We start from the raw sequence: 20,467 nt of genomic DNA, 5'->3' as shown, positions 1-20,467 counted from the left end.
CCTGAGTGCGGATCGACTTGCTGCCGTGCGCCATCAGAATAGGCAAGGCCATATTTCAATTCGCCTATCGTGTTGTATAACGCCACGTCCGGGCGCTTCATACGCCAGGCCCAACACCTCTGTTTATTCTGAAAGTCATACAGCCACTGTTCTGACTTCTGCCGCTCATCGAGTTTTTTAGTAGAAAGTCCTACAGAAGTGTTCCGCTTTATAGGAAGGATGTTTCAATCCTTAGTTGTTTAATGAACTGTTTCCACATTAAGGCCGTTTCGTTTGATTGACTTACCCGCTACCGACTCAACCCCTTCAAAGACCAACCCGCTGACCCTGTACCTGGCACGTCTGGCGCCCTCCAGCCAACTGACCATGCGTTATGTGTTGCAGGACGCCGCTGACCGGTTGGGCTTTGAAGACATGAACGTCGAGGAGATTCCCTGGCACAACCTGCAACCGGAAGATGTCATCGCGCTGGTGGCCACCTTGCGCACCGACGGCTACGCGCCGAACACCTCTTCGCTGTACGTCAATGCGGTGCGCGGGGTGATGAACGAGGCGTGGCGCATGAGCCTGATCAGTCAGGAACACTTGCTGAAAATGCGCTCGGTCAAGGGGATTGCCGGCACGCGATTGTCCCAGGGGCGCAACCTCAGGCGCACGCTGATCCAGGAATTGATGGCGGTCTGCGCCGCCGATCCACGGCCACAAGGGTTGAGGGATGCGGCGATCATCGGGATTTTGTACGGCTCGGGAATGCGCAAATCGGAATCGGTGAACCTGGACCTGAACCAGGTCGATTTCGCCGAGCGCAGCCTTCGTGTGACCGCCAAGGGCAACAAGCAATTGATCAAGTACGCACCGGCCTGGGCGTTCGCCAAACTCAATGACTGGTTGGAACTGCGGCGCTCGCTACTGAAAGAGGGCGAAACGGACGATCCGTTCCTGTTCAACCGCATCCGCCGCGGCAATCACATCACCCGCGAGCGCATCACCAAACATGCGATCTATTACATCGCCCGACAGCGGGGCGCGCAGGTCGGGGTGAAAATCATGCCGCATGATTTTCGACGTTCGTTCATTACCCGAGTGATTGAGGAATATGACTTGTCGATCGCCCAGAAACTCGCCCATCACAGCAACATCCAGACCACGGCCAACTACGACGTGCGCGATGACAACGAACGGCGTCGGGCCGTGGACCGGTTCGATCTTTGATGGACGGGGTTCAAGTTTCGCTCAGTACGTGGGCATGGCCGATGGTCGAGACGTGAACCGCACTGCCGGCGGGTGGCGCATACAGGCCCGAACTGCGCACCACTAATGATCGACCCGGCTGTTGCCCGGAAACCAACGACTCCAATTCCACTGTCAACGTGCAGGTATTGCCGCTGAAATCCCGCTCGGTCACGACGGCGCGGCACCCGGCAGCCTTGGTCGGACTGGGCTGGATGCTGACGAGTTGCAGTTGTTCGGGACGCAGCATGATCTGCGCCGATTTGTTGTTCCGGTGGTTGTTCACCGGTATCCGACCGAGTTCGCAATGGGCCCAGCCGGCTTCGATTCTGGCGGGCAAGACCACGGCATCCCCCAGAAACAGCGCGGTTTGTTCATCCTCGGGGTAGCGGTAAAGATCCAGCGGATGGCCTGACTGCACCAGCCGACCATCGCGCATCACCGCTAGCTGATCGGCGAACGACAACGCTTCACTCTGGTCATGAGTGACCAGAATGGTGGTCACGCCGGCGTCGGTCAGTAGCCGAGCGACCATTTTGCGCATGGCGCTTCGAAGTCCGGTGTCGAGGGCCGAAAACGGCTCGTCCAGCAACATCAAGCGCGGTTGTTGCGCCAACGCCCGCGCCAGCGCCACGCGTTGCTGCTGGCCGCCGGAGAGCTCATGGGGCCAACGGTTGGCCATGTTCGCATCCAGCGCCACGCTGTCCATCAACTCTGCGATTCGCTCCTGTTTCGCGCCGCCCTTGGTTGAAAGCCCGAAACCGATGTTGGCGGCCACGGTCATGTGCGGGAATAGCGCGCCGTCCTGGGGAACATAGCCAATCAAACGCTGATGCGCCGGGACTTCGTGTGTGTCGTCGACGAGCGTTTGGCCATTGAGTGATAGTCGGCCCGTGTCCGGGAATTCGAAGCCGGCGATCATCCGCAACAGCGTGGTTTTTCCTGAGCCGGACGGGCCGACGATGACCGTTCGGCTGCCCGTTGGCACCGACAGGTTGACGCTCTCCAGCGCTTGATAGGAGCCGTAGGACTTGGAAATGGAATGGAGTTCTAGAGCGTTCATCGGCCAGCCGTTCGTTTGGATTGGTGATAAAGAAGTCCGGTCAACGGAAGCGACAACAGGATCATCAACAGGGCGTAGGGCGCAGCGGCGGCGTAGTCGATCTCGCTGGTCATGGCCCAGAATCCGGTGGCCAGGGTGCGCGTGCCGTTGGGGGCGAGCAACAGGGTAGCGGTCAACTCATTGGTGATCGCCAAAAATACCAGCGCGGCACCTGCGGCAGCGCCGGGCGCGGCCAGGCGCAGGGTGATCAGCCACAGTGCCCGGGCAGGCGAGCGGCCCAGGCTGCGGGCCATGTTTTCCAGCTCTACCGGCGCCTGTGCGATGCCGGCGCGCAAACTCACCAGGGCGCGCGGAAGAAACATCAGCAGGTACGCCAGCAACACCGTGATAGTCGTCTGGTAAATCGGCCGGGCGAAATGAATGGTGATGGTCACCAATGCCAAGGCCACGACGATCCCGGGCAACGAACTGGTGATGTAGTTGCAGCTTTCCAGTACGCGTTGCAACCGGCCCGGAGAGCGAATCGACAGCCAGGCAATCGGGATGGCGGCGCAGGTGGTGACGGCGGCACCCGCAACGCCGAGGAGCAGCGTCTGTTCCAGCGCCGGCAGCAGCTCGTCCATCTGCCAGACCTGCGTACCGCCGGCTATCAGCCAGTTACCTAAAGTCACCAGTGGCACGCCCAGCGCCAGCGCGCAGGTCGCGATCTGTACGGTCAGGGCGAGGAGTGTAGTTGCGGATTTCAGGCGCACCACCCGCTGCTCGCGAGCGCTTCCCGACCCGACGCGGGCGTAACGCGCCGTGCCGCGAGCGGCCGATTCTGCGGTCAGCATCACCAGGCAACACAGGGCGAGCACGCTGGCCAGCATGTGGGCGGCGGGGCCGTTGAAGGTGGATTTGAACTGATCGAAGATGGCCGTGGTGAAGGTGTCGAAACGGATCATCGCGTACAGGCCATACTCGGCCAGCAGGTGCAGGCCCACCAGCAACGCACCGCCGCAGATGGCCAGGCGCAATTGCGGCAGCACCACGCGGAAAAATATCGCCCAAGGCTTGAGCCCCAGCGATTCGGCAACGTCTTCGATGGCCGGATCGAGCCGGCGCAGCGTCGCAGCAATCGGCAGGTACAGGAACGGGAAGTAGGCGATGACCGACACCAGAACCCCGGCAAACAGCCCGTGAATCGGTGGGACCAGACTGACCCACGCATAGCTGTGAACGAACGCCGGCACCGCCAGCGGCGCGGTCGCCAACAACGACCACCAGCGCCGCCCCGGCAGGTTGGTGCGCTCTGTCAGCCAGGCCAGAGACAGGCCTAACATGACGCACAACGGAATCGTGATCACCACCAGTAAAACGGTGTTGATCAATAGTTCAGCGACCCGCGGCCGGAACACCAGCGGCACAAGGGTCGCCCAGCCTGTCTGAAACGATACGCCGATGACGAAGGCAATCGGCAGCAGCGACAGCAGCGAAACCAGCACCGACAAACCGATCACCCACGCGCCACCACGTCCCGCGAAGAGGCCGCGGGATCGTCGTCGCAAATTCGCGGGTATCGTCTCGACGACACCCGCTGGCAAGGTTTCAGGCATCAATTAGAGCAGTCCCGCCTGAGTCATCAACTCCACGGCTTTTTTACTGTCGAGTTTTGAAGCATCGACTGTCGGCGCGTCGAGTTGCTGCAGAGGCACCAGTTTTGGATTGGATTCAGCGTTCTTGCCCACCGCGTATTCGAACGATTTGCCAGTTTTGAGGATGGCCTGGCCATCTTTGCCGGTAATCCATTTGATGAACGCCTGGGCTTGTTCCTTGTGTTTGCTGGACGCCAGAACGCCGCCACCGGAGACGCTGACAAACGCGCCCGGATCCTTGTGCTTGAAGTAGTGCTGGGCGGTGTTCTTGCTGTTTTCGCCGGTTTTGGCCTGGTCGCCGAAGCTGTAATAGTGGTAGATCACGCCGCTGTCGATCTGCCCCGCGTTGACCGCTTTGAGCACGGCGCTGTTGCCCCGGTACGCCGTATAGTTGGTTTTCATCCCTTTCAACCACTCCAGGGTGGCGGCTTCACCCTTGAGCTCCAGCACGGCGGCGGCGATGGCCTGGAAGTCGGCACCGGCCGGCGACGCGCCCCAGCGACCTTTCCAGCTCGGGCCGGCGAGGTCCATCAGCGACTTGGGCAGCTCGGCTTCGGGCAGTTTGCTCGGGTTATAGACAAACACCGTGGACCGCGCGGCGATCCCCACCCATTTGCCATGGGCCGGGTGGTAAGCATTGCCGACCTGTTCCAGGGTGGCCGGAGCAACCGGCGCAAACAGCCCCGCGTTGTCGACCAGCACCATGGCCGGGGAGTTTTCGGTCAGGAACACGTCCGCCGGGGAGGCGGTGCCTTCCTGCACGATCTGATTGCCCATCTCGGTATCGTCGCCATTGCGCACGGTGACCTTGATGCCGGTTTCCTTGGTGAAGCCCTCGATCCAGGATTTGGTCAGGCTTTCGTGTTGGGCGTTGTAGACCACGATGCCATCGGCATCCGCCGCATACACGTGACCAGCGCTCAGCAGTGCGGTGGCCAGCAGTGCTGTTTTCAAGAAAGAAGGGATGTTGGGACTCATGCGTTGGCAGCTCCTGTTTTTTTTAATAATCGTGCGCGCAGATTCAACCGGGACGGTCGCCAATTAGTGTAGGCCAATACGAATCATTTGCAGGATTAAGGCGACCGCAAATGTACTGCGCAGAATGAGAAAAAAACGTCAACTCACTGATTCGCCGGGCAACCTCTTTGTGTTCCACCCGCTGCCTGGTTAATCAACGCGGCCAGGCGTTTGACGTTGTTTTGCTGAGCCGCAACCAATTCATCTATGGAAGGCCCTGAAGGTGTCTGCAACGTGCTGCGGCAAGTGATCAGCGCGTTCTCGCTTTCCCCGAGATTGCGCAGGCGCCATTTGACGTCAATCAGCGCGTATTGGCCAGGGATCGAATCAAAACGTTGCACGTCCAGCCGCACCGAAACCTTGCGCTGGGGATTGCTGTTGACCAGTTGGTCCACTAGGGCGCTGCGCAATTCATCCGACAGGCTCGCGCCCCACCACTCGGTTTCGAGGATCGCCAGGCCGCTGTTGCCCTGGCGAATAACGATTTGCGGGCGGTCGACCTGAGGGGGGACGCTGATCCCCTCGATCTGAATATCCGCAGCGCTGGTCCTTGAGTTGCTGCTCGGTTGGACCGGGGTCAGGGTGTGGAACTGAATCGGATCACCGCGGCAGGCCGTGAGCAGTAACAGCGCGGTGACCAAGGCGATCTTCAACGGAAAAGCCATGGGTGATGCTCCTGTGGTCATTTGCGCGGCGGCCCTTGCAGGTCGATCGGCGCAGCATTGTCGGGACGACCGCGAATCAGCGATTCCGGATGGCGTCCGAGGTAATCCGAGAGTTCACGCAAGGAGCGCGACATGCGCCCGAGCTCGTCCAGGGTCTGACCTAATTGTTCGCGTTGCGGCGAGTCTTCGGCCAAGGTCGAACTGGCCGATTGCAGGGTCTTGCTGACGTCCGCCAGGGTGGTCTGCACGCCGGGGAGGGTCTTGGCGTTGAATTGTGCGAGGCCTTTGCGCAGTTCGACGAGGTTGCTGTCCAGGTTGCCGGCGATGCGCTCAATCGGCAGTTGGTTGATCTTGTTGACCATGCCCTCCAGTTTTTCCTGCAATTGTTCGAGGCTGCCAGGAACGGTTGGGATAGAGACTGGACGGGCGGTCGGATCGAACACGACTTTCTCCGCTTTGGGGTAGAAGTCGAGCGAAATGTAGAGCTGGCCGGTCAACAGGTTGCCGCTACGGGCCTGGGCCCGCAGACCGTTGTCGACAAAACTGCCCATCAGCCGTACGCCTGCGGCTTCGTCGTTGGGGTCATGCTTCAAGACCTCGAGCATTTTGATGTGGGCCTGGCCGAGGCGTTGCGGGTAGATCACGATGCCGACATTGACCGGGAAACTGCGTTTTTTTGCGTCGAAATCCAGATTGACCGACACCACTCTGCCGAACTCGATGCCAAGGAATTCCACCGGTGCGCCAACCCTGAGCCCGCGCAAGGCTTGATCGAAACGCAAACTCAAGAATTGCCCCTTGCCGCTGGGCGGGGCGAGGGCGGTTAGCTGGTCTTCGAACAGGTCGAAGGATTTGTCCTCGGCGGCCGGTTGATCGTTAGGGCTGTATTCCGGAGCGCGGAAGGCGATGCCGCCCACCAGGATGGAGGACAGCGACTCGGTTTTCACCGAAAAGCCGTTGGCACCGACGTTCACGTCGATCCCGCTGGCGTTCCAGAACCGGGTGTTTTCAGTGACGTAGGCATCGTTGGGCGCGTGGATGAACACTTCGATGTTCACCCCTTTGCCGTCGGCGTCCAGGGCATAGGCCACCACTTGACCCACCGGAATCTTGCGGTAGTAAACCGGAGAGCCAATGTCCAGCGAACCGAGATCGTGGGTGCGCAGGGTGAAGCGCTTGCCCGGCTCGCCATAGGTAATCGGCGGCGGGTTTTCCAGGCCGGTAAAGTTTTTTGCGCGAGCGTTGGCCTGGCCGATGTCGGCGCCAATGTAATCCCCGGACAGCAGGGTATCGATACCCGACACCCCGCCAGCGCCAATGCGCGGACGCACGACCCAGAATTGCGAGTCTTCGCGGGTGAAACTTTCCGCCTGTTTGGACAGTTTTATGGTGGCGTTGACGCTCTTCTGATCGTTGCTCAGTTCCACGTCCGAGACATGGCCGATCACCACGTTGCGGTATTTGACCTCGGTCTTGTTGGCGGTCAGGCCGCTGCCGGTTTTGAACGTGACGGTAATGGTCGGACCTTCCTGCATCATGGTGTGCACGACCAGGGAAATCCCCACCAGCACCGCGACGATCGGTACGATCCATACCAGCGAAACGCTGAAACGGCGGGTCTTGACAAGGGCCTGCCCGGGGGCTTGCGGCCCGTCAGTGGCTTGCGACTTCATCCATGACCTCCTCGTTTTGCGGATTTTGCTGCTCTTTATCCCAGATCATGCGTGGGTCGAAACTCATCGCCGACAGCATGGTGAACACCACCACCAAGCCAAAAAACAGAATGCCCGGGCGCGGTTCGATATCGGCCAGGGCTTGAAACTTCACCAGTGAGGCCACCAGGGCGACCACGATCACATCGAGCATCGACCAGTAACCGATGAGCTCGACGAAACGGTATAGCGTTGACCGCTGCTTACTCGCCCATTGGCTGTCGCGCTGAACGGTCACCAGTAACAGCGTCAGGGCGACGAACTTGATGCCCGGCACCGCGATGCTGGCGATGAAAATAATCAGGGCAATGTCCCAGGCGCCGTGCTGCCAGAACTCCAGTACACCGCTCATGATCGTGCTATCGGCGCCGTTGCCGACCATCTTGGTGTTCATCACTGGCAGCAGATTAGCCGGGACGTAAAACGCCAGGGCAGTGAACATGTAGGCCCAGGTCCGGGCCAGTGAATTGGTTTTGCGCCGATGCAGCGGCGCGCCGCACCGTGTGCATTCGTGAGGTTCATCGGTCATGTCACAGGCCAGGCCGCAGCTATGACACAGGCACAGGTTGAGTTCACTCGCCACCGGGGGCCTGTTCATAAGATGTCCCATAGGTCACGGATGTCGCGCCCAGCGATGCGGATCATCATCAGACTGAGAATGGCCAGGGCAAACAGGCCGATGCCGGGCAGCACATCCAGCAATCCGGCGAGTTTGATGACCGCGACCATCGCCCCCAGCAGACAGACCTCCAGCATGCTCCAGGGCCTGAGGGTTTCCAGCCAGCGCATGCAGAACCTGAAACCGGGCGAGCGACGGGAGGCGAGGGCGAAGCTCAGCACCCACAGAAGCAGCACCAGCTGGAAAATCGGCGCGATGATCATCGAGATCGCCGCCACCATGGCGATGAAAGTGATCGGCCCCAGGCTCAGGGCAAGCACCGAATCCCAGAGTGTTGCGCTGTTTTTAAGGCCTTTGAGGCTGATGCTCATGACGGGATAGAAGTTGGCGAAAATCCACAGCATCAACGCAGTGACGGTTAACGCCAGACGTTGTTCCACCGACAGGCCGTTATAGCGCTGAAGCACGCCGCCGCAGCGCGTACACAGGGTTTTTTGATGTTTGGCGAGCGTGACTTTTTCATACACGCAGTCGCAGTGCTCGCAGATAATCAGTGGGTCAGTCGTAGCCATAGGCTGCACTCGCCAGGACGCAGGGAAGTCAGAGCACTCCCTCAATATAGAAGCGCCGGGCGATTGAGCAAATCTAAAGGCCGAACGAGGTGTTGGGACGTCAGCCGAGCAGTTCGCGCAGGCGATACCAGAACATGCCGAGGGCCAGCAGTGGAGAGCGCAGCATAGGCCCGCCCGGAAAGGTCATGTGCGGCACCGCGCTGAACACGTCAAAGCCCTGGCTGTGTCCGACGTGGATCGCTTCGCCCAACAGTTTTGCGCACCAGTGGGTCACGTTCAGGCCATGACCGGAGTAACCCTGGGCGTAGAACACGTTCGGATGCTGACTCAAGCGCCCGACCTGTGGGAAGCGATTGGCCGAAATACCAATCTTGCCGCCCCATTGATAGTCGATGCGCACGTTGGCCAGTTGCGGGAAGACCTTGAGCATGTGCGGACGCATATAAGCTTCGATGTCCGCCGGATCGCGCCCGGAATAATGACAGGCGCCGCCGAACAGCAAACGTCGATCTGCCGAGAGCCGATAGTAATCCAGACCGACTTTCTGGTCGCAGAGCGCCAGGTTATGCGGGATCAATTGCGCTGCAACGTCGGGCGTCAACGGCTCGGTGGCGATGATGTAGCTGCCCGCCGGAAGGACTTTGCCGCTCAGTTTCGGTTCGAGTTCTTCCAGGTGGGCGTTGCACGCCAGCACCAGACTGCCGGCGCGCACCGTGCCGCCGGCACAGCGAACCTGCACCGTGCTGCCATGGATCAACTCCAGCACCGGGCTCTGCTCGAAGATCTTCACGCCGAGGGATTGCGCCAATAGTGCTTCGCCAAGGACCAGATTGAGCGGGTGCAAGTGACCCGAGCCCATATCGACGAGACCACCGGCATACACGCCTGAGTTCACCACCTGCTGCCGGATCTGCTCCGGCCCGACGAGTCGGGTTTCGTGGGCGTAACCCGATTCGGCAAGGCCTTGCTGCTCAGTTTTGAACGCCGCGAACTGCGCTTTAGTATTGGCCAGTTCACAGAACCCCCAGCGCAGGTCGCAATCGATCCCGTGTTCACGAATGCGGTTGCCCACAAGCGCTACCGATTCGACGCCCGCACGCTCAAGGTAACGCACGCCTTCTTCACCGACGTGACGGGCGAAACCGCTGACGTCATGGCCGATGCCACGGATCAGCTGCCCGCCGTTACGTCCGCTGGCGCCCCAGCCAATTCGCCGGCCCTCCAGCAGAATCACCGAGAGTCCGCGCTGAGCCAGTTCGATCGCCGTGTTAACGCCGGTAAAGCCGCCGCCGATCACACAGACATCGGCTTCAAGGTTCGCGGCCAGTGTAGGGTAGGGCGCCATTCCATTGGCCGACGCCGCGTAATAGGAACAAGCATGTTCGTTGCTGTACTGGTTCATTGGTTGGACTTCACTTTGCTCCAGGAACGAGTCATCAAACGCATGATTGCCTGGGGCGGGGTGGTCGAAATGTAGAGCTTGTCGAGGACTGCCTGGGGTGGGTAAACCTCAGGGTTGTTGACCAGCTCAGGGTCCATGTCTTGTTTGGACGCCGGGTTAGGGTTGGCGTAACCGACCGATGCACTGACCTTGGCAATCACTTGTGGCTCGAGCAGGTAATTGATGAAAGCATGCGCCTCTTTCTGGTTGCTGGCGTCTGCGGGAACCGCCAACAGGTCGAACCACAAGTTACTGCCTTCCTTGGGAATCGCGTAGGCGATGTTCACGCCGTTCTTGGCTTCCTTGGCCCGGTTCGCGGCCTGGAACACGTCACCCGAGTAACCGAAAGCCACGCAGATGTCGCCGTTGGCCAGGTCCGAAACGTACTTGGAGGAGTGGAAGTAGGTGATGTAAGGGCGGATGGTCAACAGCTTGGCTTCAGCTTTTTTGAAGTCTTCAGGGTTTTCGCTGCGCGGGTCCATGCCCATGTAATTGAGAACGGCCGGGAACACTTCATCGGCCGAATCCATCATCGACACGCCGCACTGACTGAGTTTTTTCAGGTTCTCCGGTTCGAAAAACACGGCCCAGGAATCGATGCGGTCAATGCCCAGCACTTGCTTGACCTTGTCGACGTTGTAGCCAATGCCGTTGGTGCCCCACAGGTACGGGACCGAGTGTTCGTTGCCCGGGTCGTTTTTCTCCAGCAGCGCCAGCAGCTTCGGGTCGAGGTTCTTGAAGTTGGGCAGCTGCGAACGATCGAGCTTCAGGAACGCGCCGGCTTTCACCTGGCGAGCGAGGAAGTGGTTGGACGGCACGACCACGTCATACCCGGTGCGGCCAGCGAGCAATTTGCCCTCCAGGGTTTCGTTGGAATCGAACACGTCGTAGATCACCTTGATCCCGCTTTTCGCCTGGAAGTCGACGAGGGTGGTCTCGCCGATGTAATCGGTCCAGTTGTAGACGCTGACCGTTGGCTGAGCCTGCGCAACGGCGCTGAACAACAACGCCAGTGCGACCGGAACCACGGATTTCAATAGACGCATACGACACCTCTTCTAATTGTTGGATTTTTCAGGCGTTTTTTGGTGTTCTGACGGCCGCCTTCGTCGGAACGCCGCCCGGAGCCGGCTCGCTCCCACATTTGGAATGCATTCCCCTGTGGGAGCGAGCCTGCTCGCGATGAGGCCCTCACGGGCAGCGCAGATCTCAAACGCTGAGCAGCAGGAACTCTCGCTCCCACGAGCTGATCACGCGTTTGAAGTTCTCATGTTCGGCGCGCTTGACCGCCACATAACCGCGGACGAATTTGCTACCCAGATAACGCCCGATGGTTTCGCACTCTTCCATCTGCGTCAGAGCGTCTTCGATGGTGATCGGCAGGCGCAGATTGCGGCGCTCATAGGCACGACCCTGGACAGCAGCACTTGGTTCGATGCGCTCGACCATGCCCAGATACCCGCACAACAGGCTTGCTGCGATCGCCAGATAAGGGTTGGCGTCGGCGCCCGGCAAACGGTTTTCCACGCGCATTGCATCCGGCGTGGAGGTCGGCACACGCAGGCCAACGGTGCGGTTTTCTTCGCCCCATTCGACGTTCACCGGCGCCGAAGTGTCCGGCAGGAAGCGGCGGAACGAGTTGACGTTCGGCGCGAACATCGGCAGCACTTTGGGGATGTACTTTTGCAGGCCGCCGATGTGGTGCAGGAACAGTTCGCTCATCTGCCCATCGGCATCGGCAAAGATCGGCTGGCCGGTGGCGATGTCCACGACGCTCTGGTGGATATGCATGGCGCTGCCGGGTTCATCGCCAATCGGTTTGGCCATGAAGGTCGCGGTGACGTTGTGCTTGAGCGCCGCTTCGCGCAGGGTGCGCTTGAACACGGTGATCTGGTCGGCCAGATCCAGTGCGTCGCCATGACGGAAGTTGATTTCCATCTGCGCCGGGCCGTCTTCGTGGATCAAGGTATCGAGGTCCAGACCTTGAAGTTCACACCAGTCGTACACGTCTTCAAACAGCGGATCGAATTCGTTGGCGGCGTCGATGGAAAACGACTGACGACCACTTTCCGCACGGCCCGAACGACCCAACGGTGCCTTGAGCGGCAAGTCCGGATCTTCGCAGCGCTGGGTCAGGTAGAACTCCATTTCCGGCGCGACAATCGGCCTCCAGCCTTTGTCGGTGTACAACTGCAGGACTTTTTTCAGCACGTTGCGCGGTGACAGCTCGATCGGGTTGCCGAACTTGTCGAAGGTGTCGTGAATCACGATTGCGGTGGGCTCGATGGCCCATGGAATCACGTACACCGCGTCGGAGACGGGCTTGCACACCATGTCGATATCGGCCGGGTCGAGCAGGTCGTAGTAGATGTCGTCGTCGACAAAGTCCCCGGTTACCGTTTGCAAAAGCACACTTTCCGGCAGGCGCATGCCTCGCTCATGCAGGAACTTGTTGGTGGGTGCAATTTTGCCGCGTGCGATGCCGGTCAAGTCGCTGACCACACACTCGACTTCGGTAATCTTGTGATCTTTCAGCCACGTGAGCAGCTGATCGAAAGGGACATTCATAAAGACCTCGTTATTGGTGTTATTAACGCCGGGGAGGCTGGTTTCATTCACCACACACTTCCCCTGTGGCGCGTTGACGACTATCTTGGGCGAGCCTTGACGTTCCATCTATCCACTTTCAGCAGCACCAAAACGCACCAAACGAGTGCGTAAGGTCACCCATGACAACGTGCAACCCCCTGCAAGTCCAAGCGTTCAACACCGCCGATGTCGCCGAGCAAATCCGCGCCACACCGGGTTGGGTGCAGCATTACCAGCAAATGTCACCGGGGCATTTCGCCGGGCGCGTGCGCTACCTGGACCTGCAAGGTGTGGAGATTTACGAGGAACAGATGAACACGCGGGTCGAGCAGAATTTCAGCGCGCCCGAAGGAGCGCTGGCGTTCTGTTTCGATCGAAGCGACAACGCGCTGTACGTGTTGAATGGCGAAAGCCGCAACATCTGGATCACCCCGGAGTACTACCAGGAAATCGCCGTGGTGTTCGGTCCGGAGTTCGTGCAGCGTCACGGTTTGAACGTGGCCAGGCTCGAAGGCCTGTTCATGGCGCCGCTGAATTCGGGACAGAACGCGCTGTTCAGTCGCTGGCTCAGCGGGACGTTGACCCGGCTGGCGCAGACGCTCGATCCGCCGAGCAAGGAGGCGTTGACCCAACAGTTGCTCGAAGACTGCCTGTACATCCTCGACAACGCGTGTGTTTGCCTAGATCGCGGAGGTTTACAGCGCCGCGCCGAAGAGCGATCGGTGATGAAGCGCATCGGTGAGTGGGCGGCTGATGCCCCGGAGGAGACCCTGAATCTGCTGGAGCTTTCGCAGGTCGCCGGGGTTTCGCTGCGGCAGTTGCAGCATGCGTTCAAAGCCTATACCGGGATGACCCCGACCCATTGGCTGCGCTTGCGCCGACTCAACAGCGCACGCCGCGAATTGCTCAGCCGCACAGCGATGGACACCACCGTTGCCGAAGTGGCGATGCATTGGTCGTTCTGGCATTTGGGGCGATTTTCCAGCAGTTATCGCGCGCTGTTCAACGAACTTCCCAGTCAGACGCTCGCCCGCAAATCGTGTGGCGCAACAGGTCGCGGGTAAGCCTGGGACACGTCAGATGGGCATTACGCGGGAGGGACCGGCTTGGCCAATTCGATGCCGGCCGCACTCAATCGCTTCAGGATCTCAAAGAGCAGATCGCTCTTGGTCGTACTGACAATCCTTGGGCTGCTGACATAGCCAGTGATGGTCAATGTGATGCCTTCAGGGCTCAGATTGCTGAAGCGGACAACGGGGGCGGGTTTATCGAGGATGGTTTCATGCTCATGATAGGCGGTGTACAGCAGGGTTTTGACTTGTTCGGGGTCGATATCCAGAGGGAACACCAGCTCGAGTGTGGCCACCCCTTGGGCGCTGCCGCCCATGGTCACATTGCGCAGGTTCTGGGAAATAAGCTGAGAGTTGGGCACGATCACGATCGAACGGTCACTGAGCTGTATCTCGGTGGCCCTGACATTGATCCGCCGGATATCGCCTTCGACCCCGCTGATGCTGATCAGGTCGCCGACCTTGACCGGACGCTCGGTGAGCAGGATTAACCCGGATACGAAGTTCTTGACGATCTCCTGCAGGCCGAAGCCGATCCCCACCGACAACGCACTGACGATCCAGGCCAGATTCGTCCACTTGACGCCCAATGAAGACAACGCCAGCAGAATGACCAGTGCGTACCCGATATTACTGAACAGTGTGCTCAGCGACGCCCCCATGCCGGGGTCCATATCGGTTTTCGGCAGGAACTCGTTATCCAGCCATCTGCGCAGCGATCGAATCAGGTAAATACCGATCAACAGCGCGAGGATCGCATTCAACAGATTGCCCGGAATGATGTTCAGCTTGCGCAAGCCATCGCCGCCGAGGATCGCTGAAACCCTGTCAGTCAGTTGGCCAAAGGTCGCTCCAATCCCCCCCACAATCGTTGTAATCGCGGCAATTAGCAGTAAGGCCGCTCGGCCAATACCCGACACAACAACCTCGATTTGTTCAAGCCGTACGTCGCCGATACCCAGCAGCTGTTTGATCGTTTTGCCGCTTGGGTGCTTTGGCGAAAACAGGTAATCACACAAGTCCCTGAACAGCTGCGTCAGCAAATAGAAGCTGGCAAAAACTATATAGAGCCAGACAATTTCGTAAGTGATGAACCGGGCCAGGGAGATGTAACCGACCAGCAGGCCAAAAATCGAGATCAACATGGCGATACTGACGCCGGTATAAATCAGCCCCGCCAGCGTAGTACCTGACTCAGGGTGTTCACCGGCAATGACCATCGCTCGGCGGGTTTTACTGACGCGTAGCAATAGCGCACCCATGATCATGATGACGACTAATGACACGACGCCCCGGCTGAAGAGAACCACCTGCGAACTCATCCCCGTCGCATTGGTGACTTGTACCAGTGAGATGAGTATCAACATTGAACCGGCCAGCAGCGCCGGAAAAGGGCTTATTGCAAGTGCTACTTCATCGGCGATGCCAGGTAACCGCCATGAGGGATTGCGTTTAGACAGCAGGGCCCGACTCAGACCGATAATCAGGGCGCAGGCGTAAGCGACTTTCTCGACATCGTCGAAGTAACCTTGCAGTGGCTGCGGCAATGGTTGAAGGCGGGTAGCCGCCGCGGTGATGAGCTGTATTGCACAACCTGCGCTCAACATCGTGGCAACTACCGTCGCTATCGCCAATGAGCTTCTGCGCAGGCGACCTTCCGGTACTCGATGGATGCAGATCCATGTCAAACCACGTTCAGCCAGTCTTCGCCCCGGCGTCCAGAAGGCCAGGGCCAGCAATAACAACGTGACGGTCGCGGCACGCCGGCCGGGTTGCCAGACGGACTGAATGACACTGTTGGACTGATCGATCAAAAAACTCAGACGGTTTTTATCCTCCTCCAGTGGAGAAAACAGCGGTAACCAAAACCGGGGGTTGAGGAAGCTGGCGGTGCGCTGGGCCAGTTCGGTTTCCAGTTGGGTGCGCCGCATGCTGGCAATCTGAGTGATGAGGTTAGTAGCGCCTTCTTTTATGGCCTGCAGTATCTTGAGATCGCTATCCACCTGGTCTTTTTGTGCAGCGAGATAAGACCTCTGTTTCACGAGATCGGACTTTTCCATGGCAAGGCTGGTGGCGGATGCCGTCCCGAGCACACTGAGTTGCGCTTGCAATTGCGCCTGCTCGGGAAGTAACACCGCCGCCAACTTGTCCACATCACTGAAGAGCAACTGAACGGTGTCCTGAAAGCCTATCAACTGGGTGTAGTTACTGGTCAGTGACACCTGCTGTTTAAGGTTGTCCAGCCTTAATTGCAGTGTTTCCAGATCGCTTTTTGACACAGTAGCAGTAGCGCTGGCCTCATCGTTGCTTGACGTGTTGGGTAGTTCATCCGCCGACAGCTCGCCGATGTTCGCCCCCACCAGCGCGAACACAACGAATATGAGTAATTTCAATGCGGGACGCATAGGCATGCCTCCAGCGGCTTTAGCCATTCAGGTTAGGTCATGGCGTGTGCTGGCGCGAAAAATAGTTCCGCACGCTGACCACGAATGGGGAAGGCGGGCGGGTGAGAAGGGGTGATCTACAATCTTTTATGCTGAACCACGCTCAGGATCACGAGGTGTGACGTATTGAGCGGTCTGTCTACCGACCCAGTGTGCTTGCAGAGTGTCGGGCCCTGTCGGAGGTCATCATGAAAAGGTTGTCATCCATTAGCCTGTGCATCGCACTGTCGGTTTCCTGGACCCAGGGGTGGGCGGAAACGGTCGTGCCGATGAAAGGGCAGAGTTCGCAACAAACCCAGGCGGACATGACCGGTTGCCACAACATCGCGGCCAGTCAGAGCGCCTCGGCTGCACCGCCTGCTAGCGGTGGAAGGCTGAAGGGGGCCGCGGCGGGCGCTGCCGCCGGTGCGGCGGGGGCCCAGGTGCGTGGACGTCAGCATGACGAGTTTTATGATCGCGTCGACGATGACGTGAAGCAGGACTATCGCCAGAATCGCGCGAAGGAAACCGCCGTCGCAGGCGCTGTCGTCGGAGGCTCGCGTCAACGTCAGGAGCGCCGGGCGCAAGAGGAAACCAGTGCTGCGACCAGTACAACGGCCTATACCAGTTGCCTGCAAGGGAAGGGATATCAGGTTAACCCTTGAACGTCATTTTGCCGCCGTTGATCGAGCAGATGAACCATCAGGCAGGCATACAGCGTTACGAGGATGAACAAGCCCATGCGGATGGCGAACGCGGTGTAAACGTCCTTGCCTGCCGCGCTGTCCTGTACCGACTGACCCAACAGGATGATCAGCGTGATCAACGTATTGAGCCAGAACCCCGGGGTAAACCGGGTCGGGCTCAGGGCATACAGCTTGCGCGCCATCACCAGGCCGAACAGCAGCATCCACAGAAAGAACATCCACAGATGCACAAACAGGCTGAGGGCGCTCCAGAACAGGATCGCCAACAGGCCTGCGAGCAAGGTTGAGCCGAGCAGCTCGCGACCGGCGATGCGGGCGTTTGTCGTGGAGCTTTGCTGACCCAGGCCGACGGCCTTCAGGATGATGGGCAGATAACCGGCCGGGTCGATCAGCGCCAGCAGGAATGCCGGCAGCACGATCAGGGTGGCGCGCAGCGCAATCCGACTGACTTCTTCTGCCGGCAAGGGTGGGGCAGCCGGGGGGGAAGGGGCATTGGGTGGGTCCGGGAATAACCCATGACTGAACGCCACGACGACAACGGCGAGCAGCAAACCCTTGACCAGTGCGCCGATGACCATCGCCGCCAGATCGAATTCGGCGATACCGGCCGAGGAAATCATGGTCAGGCCAATCACCAGGAAGGTCATGATCAAGGTGTTGCCGCCGCGCAGGCCAAAGCGGAAGGCCAGGAACAAACCGACGCTGATCAATAGCACGCCGCTGATGGGGTAATAACGCAGCACCGGGATCAATAGCAGGCCGATGCCGGTGGTCAACATGGCGGCCAGTGCGAGCACCAGCCCGGCCTTGAACGGCAGCGGGCGATTGACGGAGGCCAGCAACAACAGGCAAAGCACCGGCGCCATAAAAGGAATCGGCAAGCCCAGGCCGAAACTGGCGGTGAGGCTCAACGCCGTGCCGGTGGCCAGGCGCAGTGCGCGTTGATCCCGCGGCGTGCGCCGAGTAGACATACCTTTAATAGGCATAGCTCAGCCAGCTCATGAACCCCACAAACAGGCGGCCGAGTGGGTTCAGCGGATTGCCCTCGGTGGGGAAGGCCATGACTTCGGCCTGCCCACCGGCACGGATCCCCCGACTGTCACGCAACGTGTTCAATGAGTCTGGCGAAAACTCGATAATGACTGGGAAACGCTGGGCCGGACGCAACCAGTCGCGGCTGTTCTGCACGCGGGGCAAGGTGCCAGGCGCGGGTGTCTGCCCCACGCTGACGCCGTAACCGACGCTGCGCACGCGCCCCTCGAAGACCTCGCCCGGCAGAGCATCCAGAACAATCGAAACCGGCGTGTCGAGCTTCACCAGACCTAGGTTGTTCTCGGTCATGTCCGCGCTGATCCACACATCATGAATGGCGATCAGGGTCATGACCGGGCTACCCGCAGCAGCGAATTGCCCAGCGTCAGTACGCAGATCCGTAATCAGTCCGGCCGAGCGAGCGCGAATCTGCGTGTTGGACAGATCCAGTTCGGCTTTGGACAACGCCGTGGCGGCACTGCGCAGCAAGGCGTTGTCTTCCTCGCTGCCACCTTCCTGCTCACGCGCACGCTGAACCTCGGCGCGGGCAGCGGCGACCTGACTCACAGCCTGTTCGCGGTTGGCGCGAGACACTTCGAGCAGGCGCACGGAAATGGTGCCCGGGTCTTCGCGATACAAACCTTCGAGGCGCTGATTGTCCTGGCGCGCCTTGAGCTCATTGGCCTGGGCGGCCCGCAAGTTGGCTTGCGCCGAGGCAATGCCGGCGGTGCTCGCACCGATCTGTCGGCGGGTCGATTCAAGGTCGGCACGTGCACGGTCGACGGCAATCTGGTAGGGCTGCGGGTCCACCTCGAAAAGAATTTCGCCAGCCTTGACGTCCTGGTTGTTGCGCACGTTTACCCGGTTCACGCGGCCTGCCACTTCCGAGGCGACCGGAATCACAAAGGCACCCACCCGGGCCTGCTGTGTATAGGGTGTGAAACGATCCGCCAGCAGGTACCAGGTCAGGCTGAGGAGGATCAGTAACAGCACCCACTTGATGCCTTTTTTCGCCGGGTCGGCAGCCGGCGCTGGTGCCTGGGCGACTAGGGGCTCGGACGAGGAAGGGGCGGTTTCACTCATTGGTCTTTAACCTTGTAAGACATTGGAATGGCAGGCTGTGCAGTGGTGGGTTCTTCCAGCAGATTGCCCCAGTCGGTACGTTTTTCCATCTGTTGGCGGGTGGTTGGATCAACTTTCGGTTGGGCGCTGGACCAGCCACCGCCCACGGCTTTGTACAAGGCAATGACATTACTCACGGCATTGCTGCGGGCGACCAGATAATTGTCCTGTTGTTCGAGCAAGGCTCGCTGCGCATCCAGCACCCGCTGGAAGTCCGAATAACCTTCGCGATACTGCGCGCTGGCCAGCACTAGCGAGCGTTTGGCTGCCACTTGGGCCTCGCGCAGGATGCCTTCGCGCTCCAGGGATTTGATCAGGCCATAGGCCGCATCGTCTGCCTCGCGTGCCGCCTGGCGAACCTTGTCGCGGTAGGCCTCGATCAGCTGCTGCAACCGCGCATCCTGCACGCGCACGTTGTTGCTGATCTGGCCGTGATCGAACAGATTCCAGCGCAGACTGGGGCCGCCGATCAAATCCAGATTTCGGGGCGTGCCACTGAGGGTGTCGGTGGACCAGACAATGCTGCCCAGCAAGGTCAACGACGGATAGAAATCGCTCTCGGCCACGCCGATCAGCGCTGACTGGGCGGCGACATTAAGCTCGGCGGCGCGCACGTCGGGCCGACGCAGCAGCAAGTTGGCCGGCACATCTTGCAAAACGGCACGGTCGACCAGCGGGATCAGTCCTTCATTCTCGACCAGCTGGGGCAGTGCACCGGGCGGCTGGCCGATCAGCACGGCCAACGCATTTCGGGTGCGCTGAAGCTGATCTTCGAAGTTGGGGATGGTGCTCAACGTGCCCAGGTACTGGGTTCTGGCTTGTTGCAGGTCGAGCTCGGCAGTTTGGCCACTGTTGAACAGCTTCTCGGTGATCTCGAAGTTGCGCTTTTGCTGTTTGGCGTTTTCCCGGGCGACGCGTAAACGGGCTTCGGTGGTGCGCAGCGAGAAATAGGTATCGGCCACTTGTGCCCGCAGCAGTACGAGCACGTCTTCATAGTTGGCTTGGGCGGCGAAGTAGCTGGCATCGGATGACTCGATGGCGCGACTGAAGCGGCCCCAGAAGTCCAGTTCCCACCCCACGTCGAACCCCGCGCTGTGTTGCCAGAAATGGCTGTCTTGCGGGTTGGTTCCGCCGGATTGCCTGCGGTTAAAGTAAAGACTGTCGACACTGGCTTGCTGCAGTTGCGGGTAAAGACCACTTTGAGCAATGCCGAGTTGGGCGCGGGCTTCCATGACGCGCAGGCCGGCGATTTTAAGGCTGGAGTTGCGTGCATCCGACTCGGCAATCAAATGATTGAGGACCGAATCGGCAAAGACTTGCCACCACTGACGAATGTCCGGGTTAAGGCTGCGTTGGCTGGATTGCTCGAGGGCAGGGGTGCTCCAGTGTTTGACCCATTCTTCGCTGGGCGGCTGGAAATCCGGCCCAAGCCGTACGCAACCACTGAGGCCGAATACGCCAAGCAGCACGAACCAGCCAGGCCAATTCAGCAGGGTTGTACCTGGATGCATTACGCATTTCCCGACCAACAAAGATCACTGGAGCATAGCCGTCCAAATGGGCACACGGCT

17 protein-coding genes and 1 pseudogene are annotated in these 20,467 nt (G+C 59.6%); 3 read left to right on the top strand and 15 right to left on the bottom strand.

The genetic code is table 11. The features are described 5' to 3' along the window. Nucleotides 1–8: 8 nt before the first annotated feature. Nucleotides 9–113, bottom strand: a pseudogene (locus QFX16_RS29895) (hypothetical protein); the annotation flags it as partial. A gap of 163 nt (nucleotides 114–276) precedes the next feature. On the opposite strand from QFX16_RS29895, the gene QFX16_RS14825 reads away from it, so the two are divergent. After that, entirely contained in the window at nucleotides 277–1,212 is a 936-nt protein-coding gene (locus tag QFX16_RS14825) for a site-specific integrase (protein WP_501040118.1), read from the top strand. A gap of 10 nt (nucleotides 1,213–1,222) precedes the next feature. Here the strand turns inward: QFX16_RS14825 and QFX16_RS14820 are convergent, their stop codons facing one another. The 10 genes from QFX16_RS14820 to QFX16_RS14775 all read right to left on the bottom strand — a co-directional run bounded on the left by QFX16_RS14820 (nucleotide 1,223) and on the right by QFX16_RS14775 (nucleotide 12,521). Next, nucleotides 1,223–2,293, bottom strand: coding sequence for an ABC transporter ATP-binding protein (locus tag QFX16_RS14820; RefSeq protein WP_283180249.1), 1,071 nt, complete (start codon nucleotides 2,291–2,293; stop codon nucleotides 1,223–1,225). Next, entirely contained in the window at nucleotides 2,290–3,888 is a 1,599-nt protein-coding gene (locus tag QFX16_RS14815; RefSeq protein WP_283180248.1) for an ABC transporter permease, read from the bottom strand. Before QFX16_RS14815 ends, QFX16_RS14820 begins: the two co-directional genes overlap by 4 nt. 3 nt (nucleotides 3,889–3,891) lie before the next feature. Then, on the bottom strand, nucleotides 3,892–4,905 hold the full coding sequence (locus QFX16_RS14810) for an iron ABC transporter substrate-binding protein (RefSeq protein ID WP_283180247.1): 1,014 nt from the start codon (nucleotides 4,903–4,905) through the stop codon (nucleotides 3,892–3,894). A gap of 143 nt (nucleotides 4,906–5,048) precedes the next feature. Further along, nucleotides 5,049–5,609 (bottom strand): PqiC family protein, encoded by a 561-nt coding sequence (locus QFX16_RS14805; protein WP_283180246.1) that lies wholly within the window; start codon nucleotides 5,607–5,609, stop codon nucleotides 5,049–5,051. A gap of 17 nt (nucleotides 5,610–5,626) precedes the next feature. Next, nucleotides 5,627–7,282 carry a PqiB family protein gene (locus QFX16_RS14800; RefSeq protein ID WP_283180245.1) on the bottom strand — a complete coding sequence of 552 codons (1,656 nt, stop codon included), beginning with the start codon at nucleotides 7,280–7,282 and terminating at the stop codon, nucleotides 5,627–5,629. Beyond that, nucleotides 7,263–7,919, bottom strand: a complete 657-nt coding sequence (locus QFX16_RS14795; RefSeq protein WP_283180244.1) for a paraquat-inducible protein A — start codon at nucleotides 7,917–7,919, stop codon at nucleotides 7,263–7,265. Before QFX16_RS14795 ends, QFX16_RS14800 begins: the two co-directional genes overlap by 20 nt. Next, nucleotides 7,916–8,512 carry a paraquat-inducible protein A gene (locus tag QFX16_RS14790; RefSeq protein ID WP_283180243.1) on the bottom strand — a complete coding sequence of 199 codons (597 nt, stop codon included), beginning with the start codon at nucleotides 8,510–8,512 and terminating at the stop codon, nucleotides 7,916–7,918. Before QFX16_RS14790 ends, QFX16_RS14795 begins: the two co-directional genes overlap by 4 nt. 100 nt (nucleotides 8,513–8,612) lie before the next feature. Further along, nucleotides 8,613–9,914, bottom strand: a complete 1,302-nt coding sequence (locus QFX16_RS14785; protein ID WP_283180242.1) for an NAD(P)/FAD-dependent oxidoreductase — start codon at nucleotides 9,912–9,914, stop codon at nucleotides 8,613–8,615. Next, the gene (locus QFX16_RS14780) at nucleotides 9,911–10,999 is read right to left on the bottom strand and encodes a polyamine ABC transporter substrate-binding protein (RefSeq protein ID WP_283180241.1); all 1,089 of its coding nucleotides are present in this window, start codon (nucleotides 10,997–10,999) and stop codon (nucleotides 9,911–9,913) included. The genes QFX16_RS14785 and QFX16_RS14780 overlap by 4 nt, the downstream gene beginning before the upstream one ends. Before the next feature lie 163 nt (nucleotides 11,000–11,162). After that, nucleotides 11,163–12,521 carry a glutamine synthetase family protein gene (locus QFX16_RS14775; protein WP_282378368.1) on the bottom strand — a complete coding sequence of 453 codons (1,359 nt, stop codon included), beginning with the start codon at nucleotides 12,519–12,521 and terminating at the stop codon, nucleotides 11,163–11,165. 161 nt (nucleotides 12,522–12,682) lie between these two features. Here QFX16_RS14775 and QFX16_RS14770 point away from each other — a divergent pair, with 161 nt between their 5' ends. Then, nucleotides 12,683–13,606 (top strand): helix-turn-helix domain-containing protein, encoded by a 924-nt coding sequence (locus QFX16_RS14770; protein ID WP_283180240.1) that lies wholly within the window; start codon nucleotides 12,683–12,685, stop codon nucleotides 13,604–13,606. Nucleotides 13,607–13,629: 23 nt separating this feature from the next. Here QFX16_RS14770 and QFX16_RS14765 read toward each other — a convergent pair whose 3' ends face one another. After that, nucleotides 13,630–16,017 (bottom strand): DUF3772 domain-containing protein, encoded by a 2,388-nt coding sequence (locus QFX16_RS14765; protein ID WP_283180239.1) that lies wholly within the window; start codon nucleotides 16,015–16,017, stop codon nucleotides 13,630–13,632. Between the two features lie 227 nt (nucleotides 16,018–16,244). Here QFX16_RS14765 and QFX16_RS14760 point away from each other — a divergent pair, with 227 nt between their 5' ends. Next, the gene (locus QFX16_RS14760) at nucleotides 16,245–16,700 is read left to right on the top strand and encodes a YMGG-like glycine zipper-containing protein (RefSeq protein ID WP_283180238.1); all 456 of its coding nucleotides are present in this window, start codon (nucleotides 16,245–16,247) and stop codon (nucleotides 16,698–16,700) included. Here the strand turns inward: QFX16_RS14760 and QFX16_RS14755 are convergent. From QFX16_RS14755 to QFX16_RS14745, 3 genes are read right to left on the bottom strand one after another with little or no spacing between them, the layout of a single operon-like run. Beyond that, on the bottom strand, nucleotides 16,685–17,713 hold the full coding sequence (locus QFX16_RS14755) for a DUF2955 domain-containing protein (RefSeq protein WP_439900130.1): 1,029 nt from the start codon (nucleotides 17,711–17,713) through the stop codon (nucleotides 16,685–16,687). The two genes, QFX16_RS14760 and QFX16_RS14755, sit on opposite strands and share 16 nt — an antisense overlap. A 4-nt stretch (nucleotides 17,714–17,717) precedes the next feature. Continuing rightward, nucleotides 17,718–18,857, bottom strand: a complete 1,140-nt coding sequence (locus QFX16_RS14750; protein ID WP_283180236.1) for an HlyD family secretion protein — start codon at nucleotides 18,855–18,857, stop codon at nucleotides 17,718–17,720. Then, the gene (locus tag QFX16_RS14745; RefSeq protein ID WP_283180235.1) at nucleotides 18,854–20,407 is read right to left on the bottom strand and encodes an efflux transporter outer membrane subunit; all 1,554 of its coding nucleotides are present in this window, start codon (nucleotides 20,405–20,407) and stop codon (nucleotides 18,854–18,856) included. The genes QFX16_RS14750 and QFX16_RS14745 overlap by 4 nt, the downstream gene beginning before the upstream one ends. Nucleotides 20,408–20,467 lie beyond the last annotated feature (60 nt).

Source organism: Pseudomonas svalbardensis (assembly GCF_030053115.1).
In the GTDB taxonomy this organism is placed as follows: Bacteria; Pseudomonadota; Gammaproteobacteria; order Pseudomonadales; family Pseudomonadaceae; genus Aquipseudomonas; species Aquipseudomonas svalbardensis.
The sequence above is the reverse complement of the archived record's forward strand: the minus strand, read 5'-3'. Positions and strand labels throughout refer to the sequence as shown.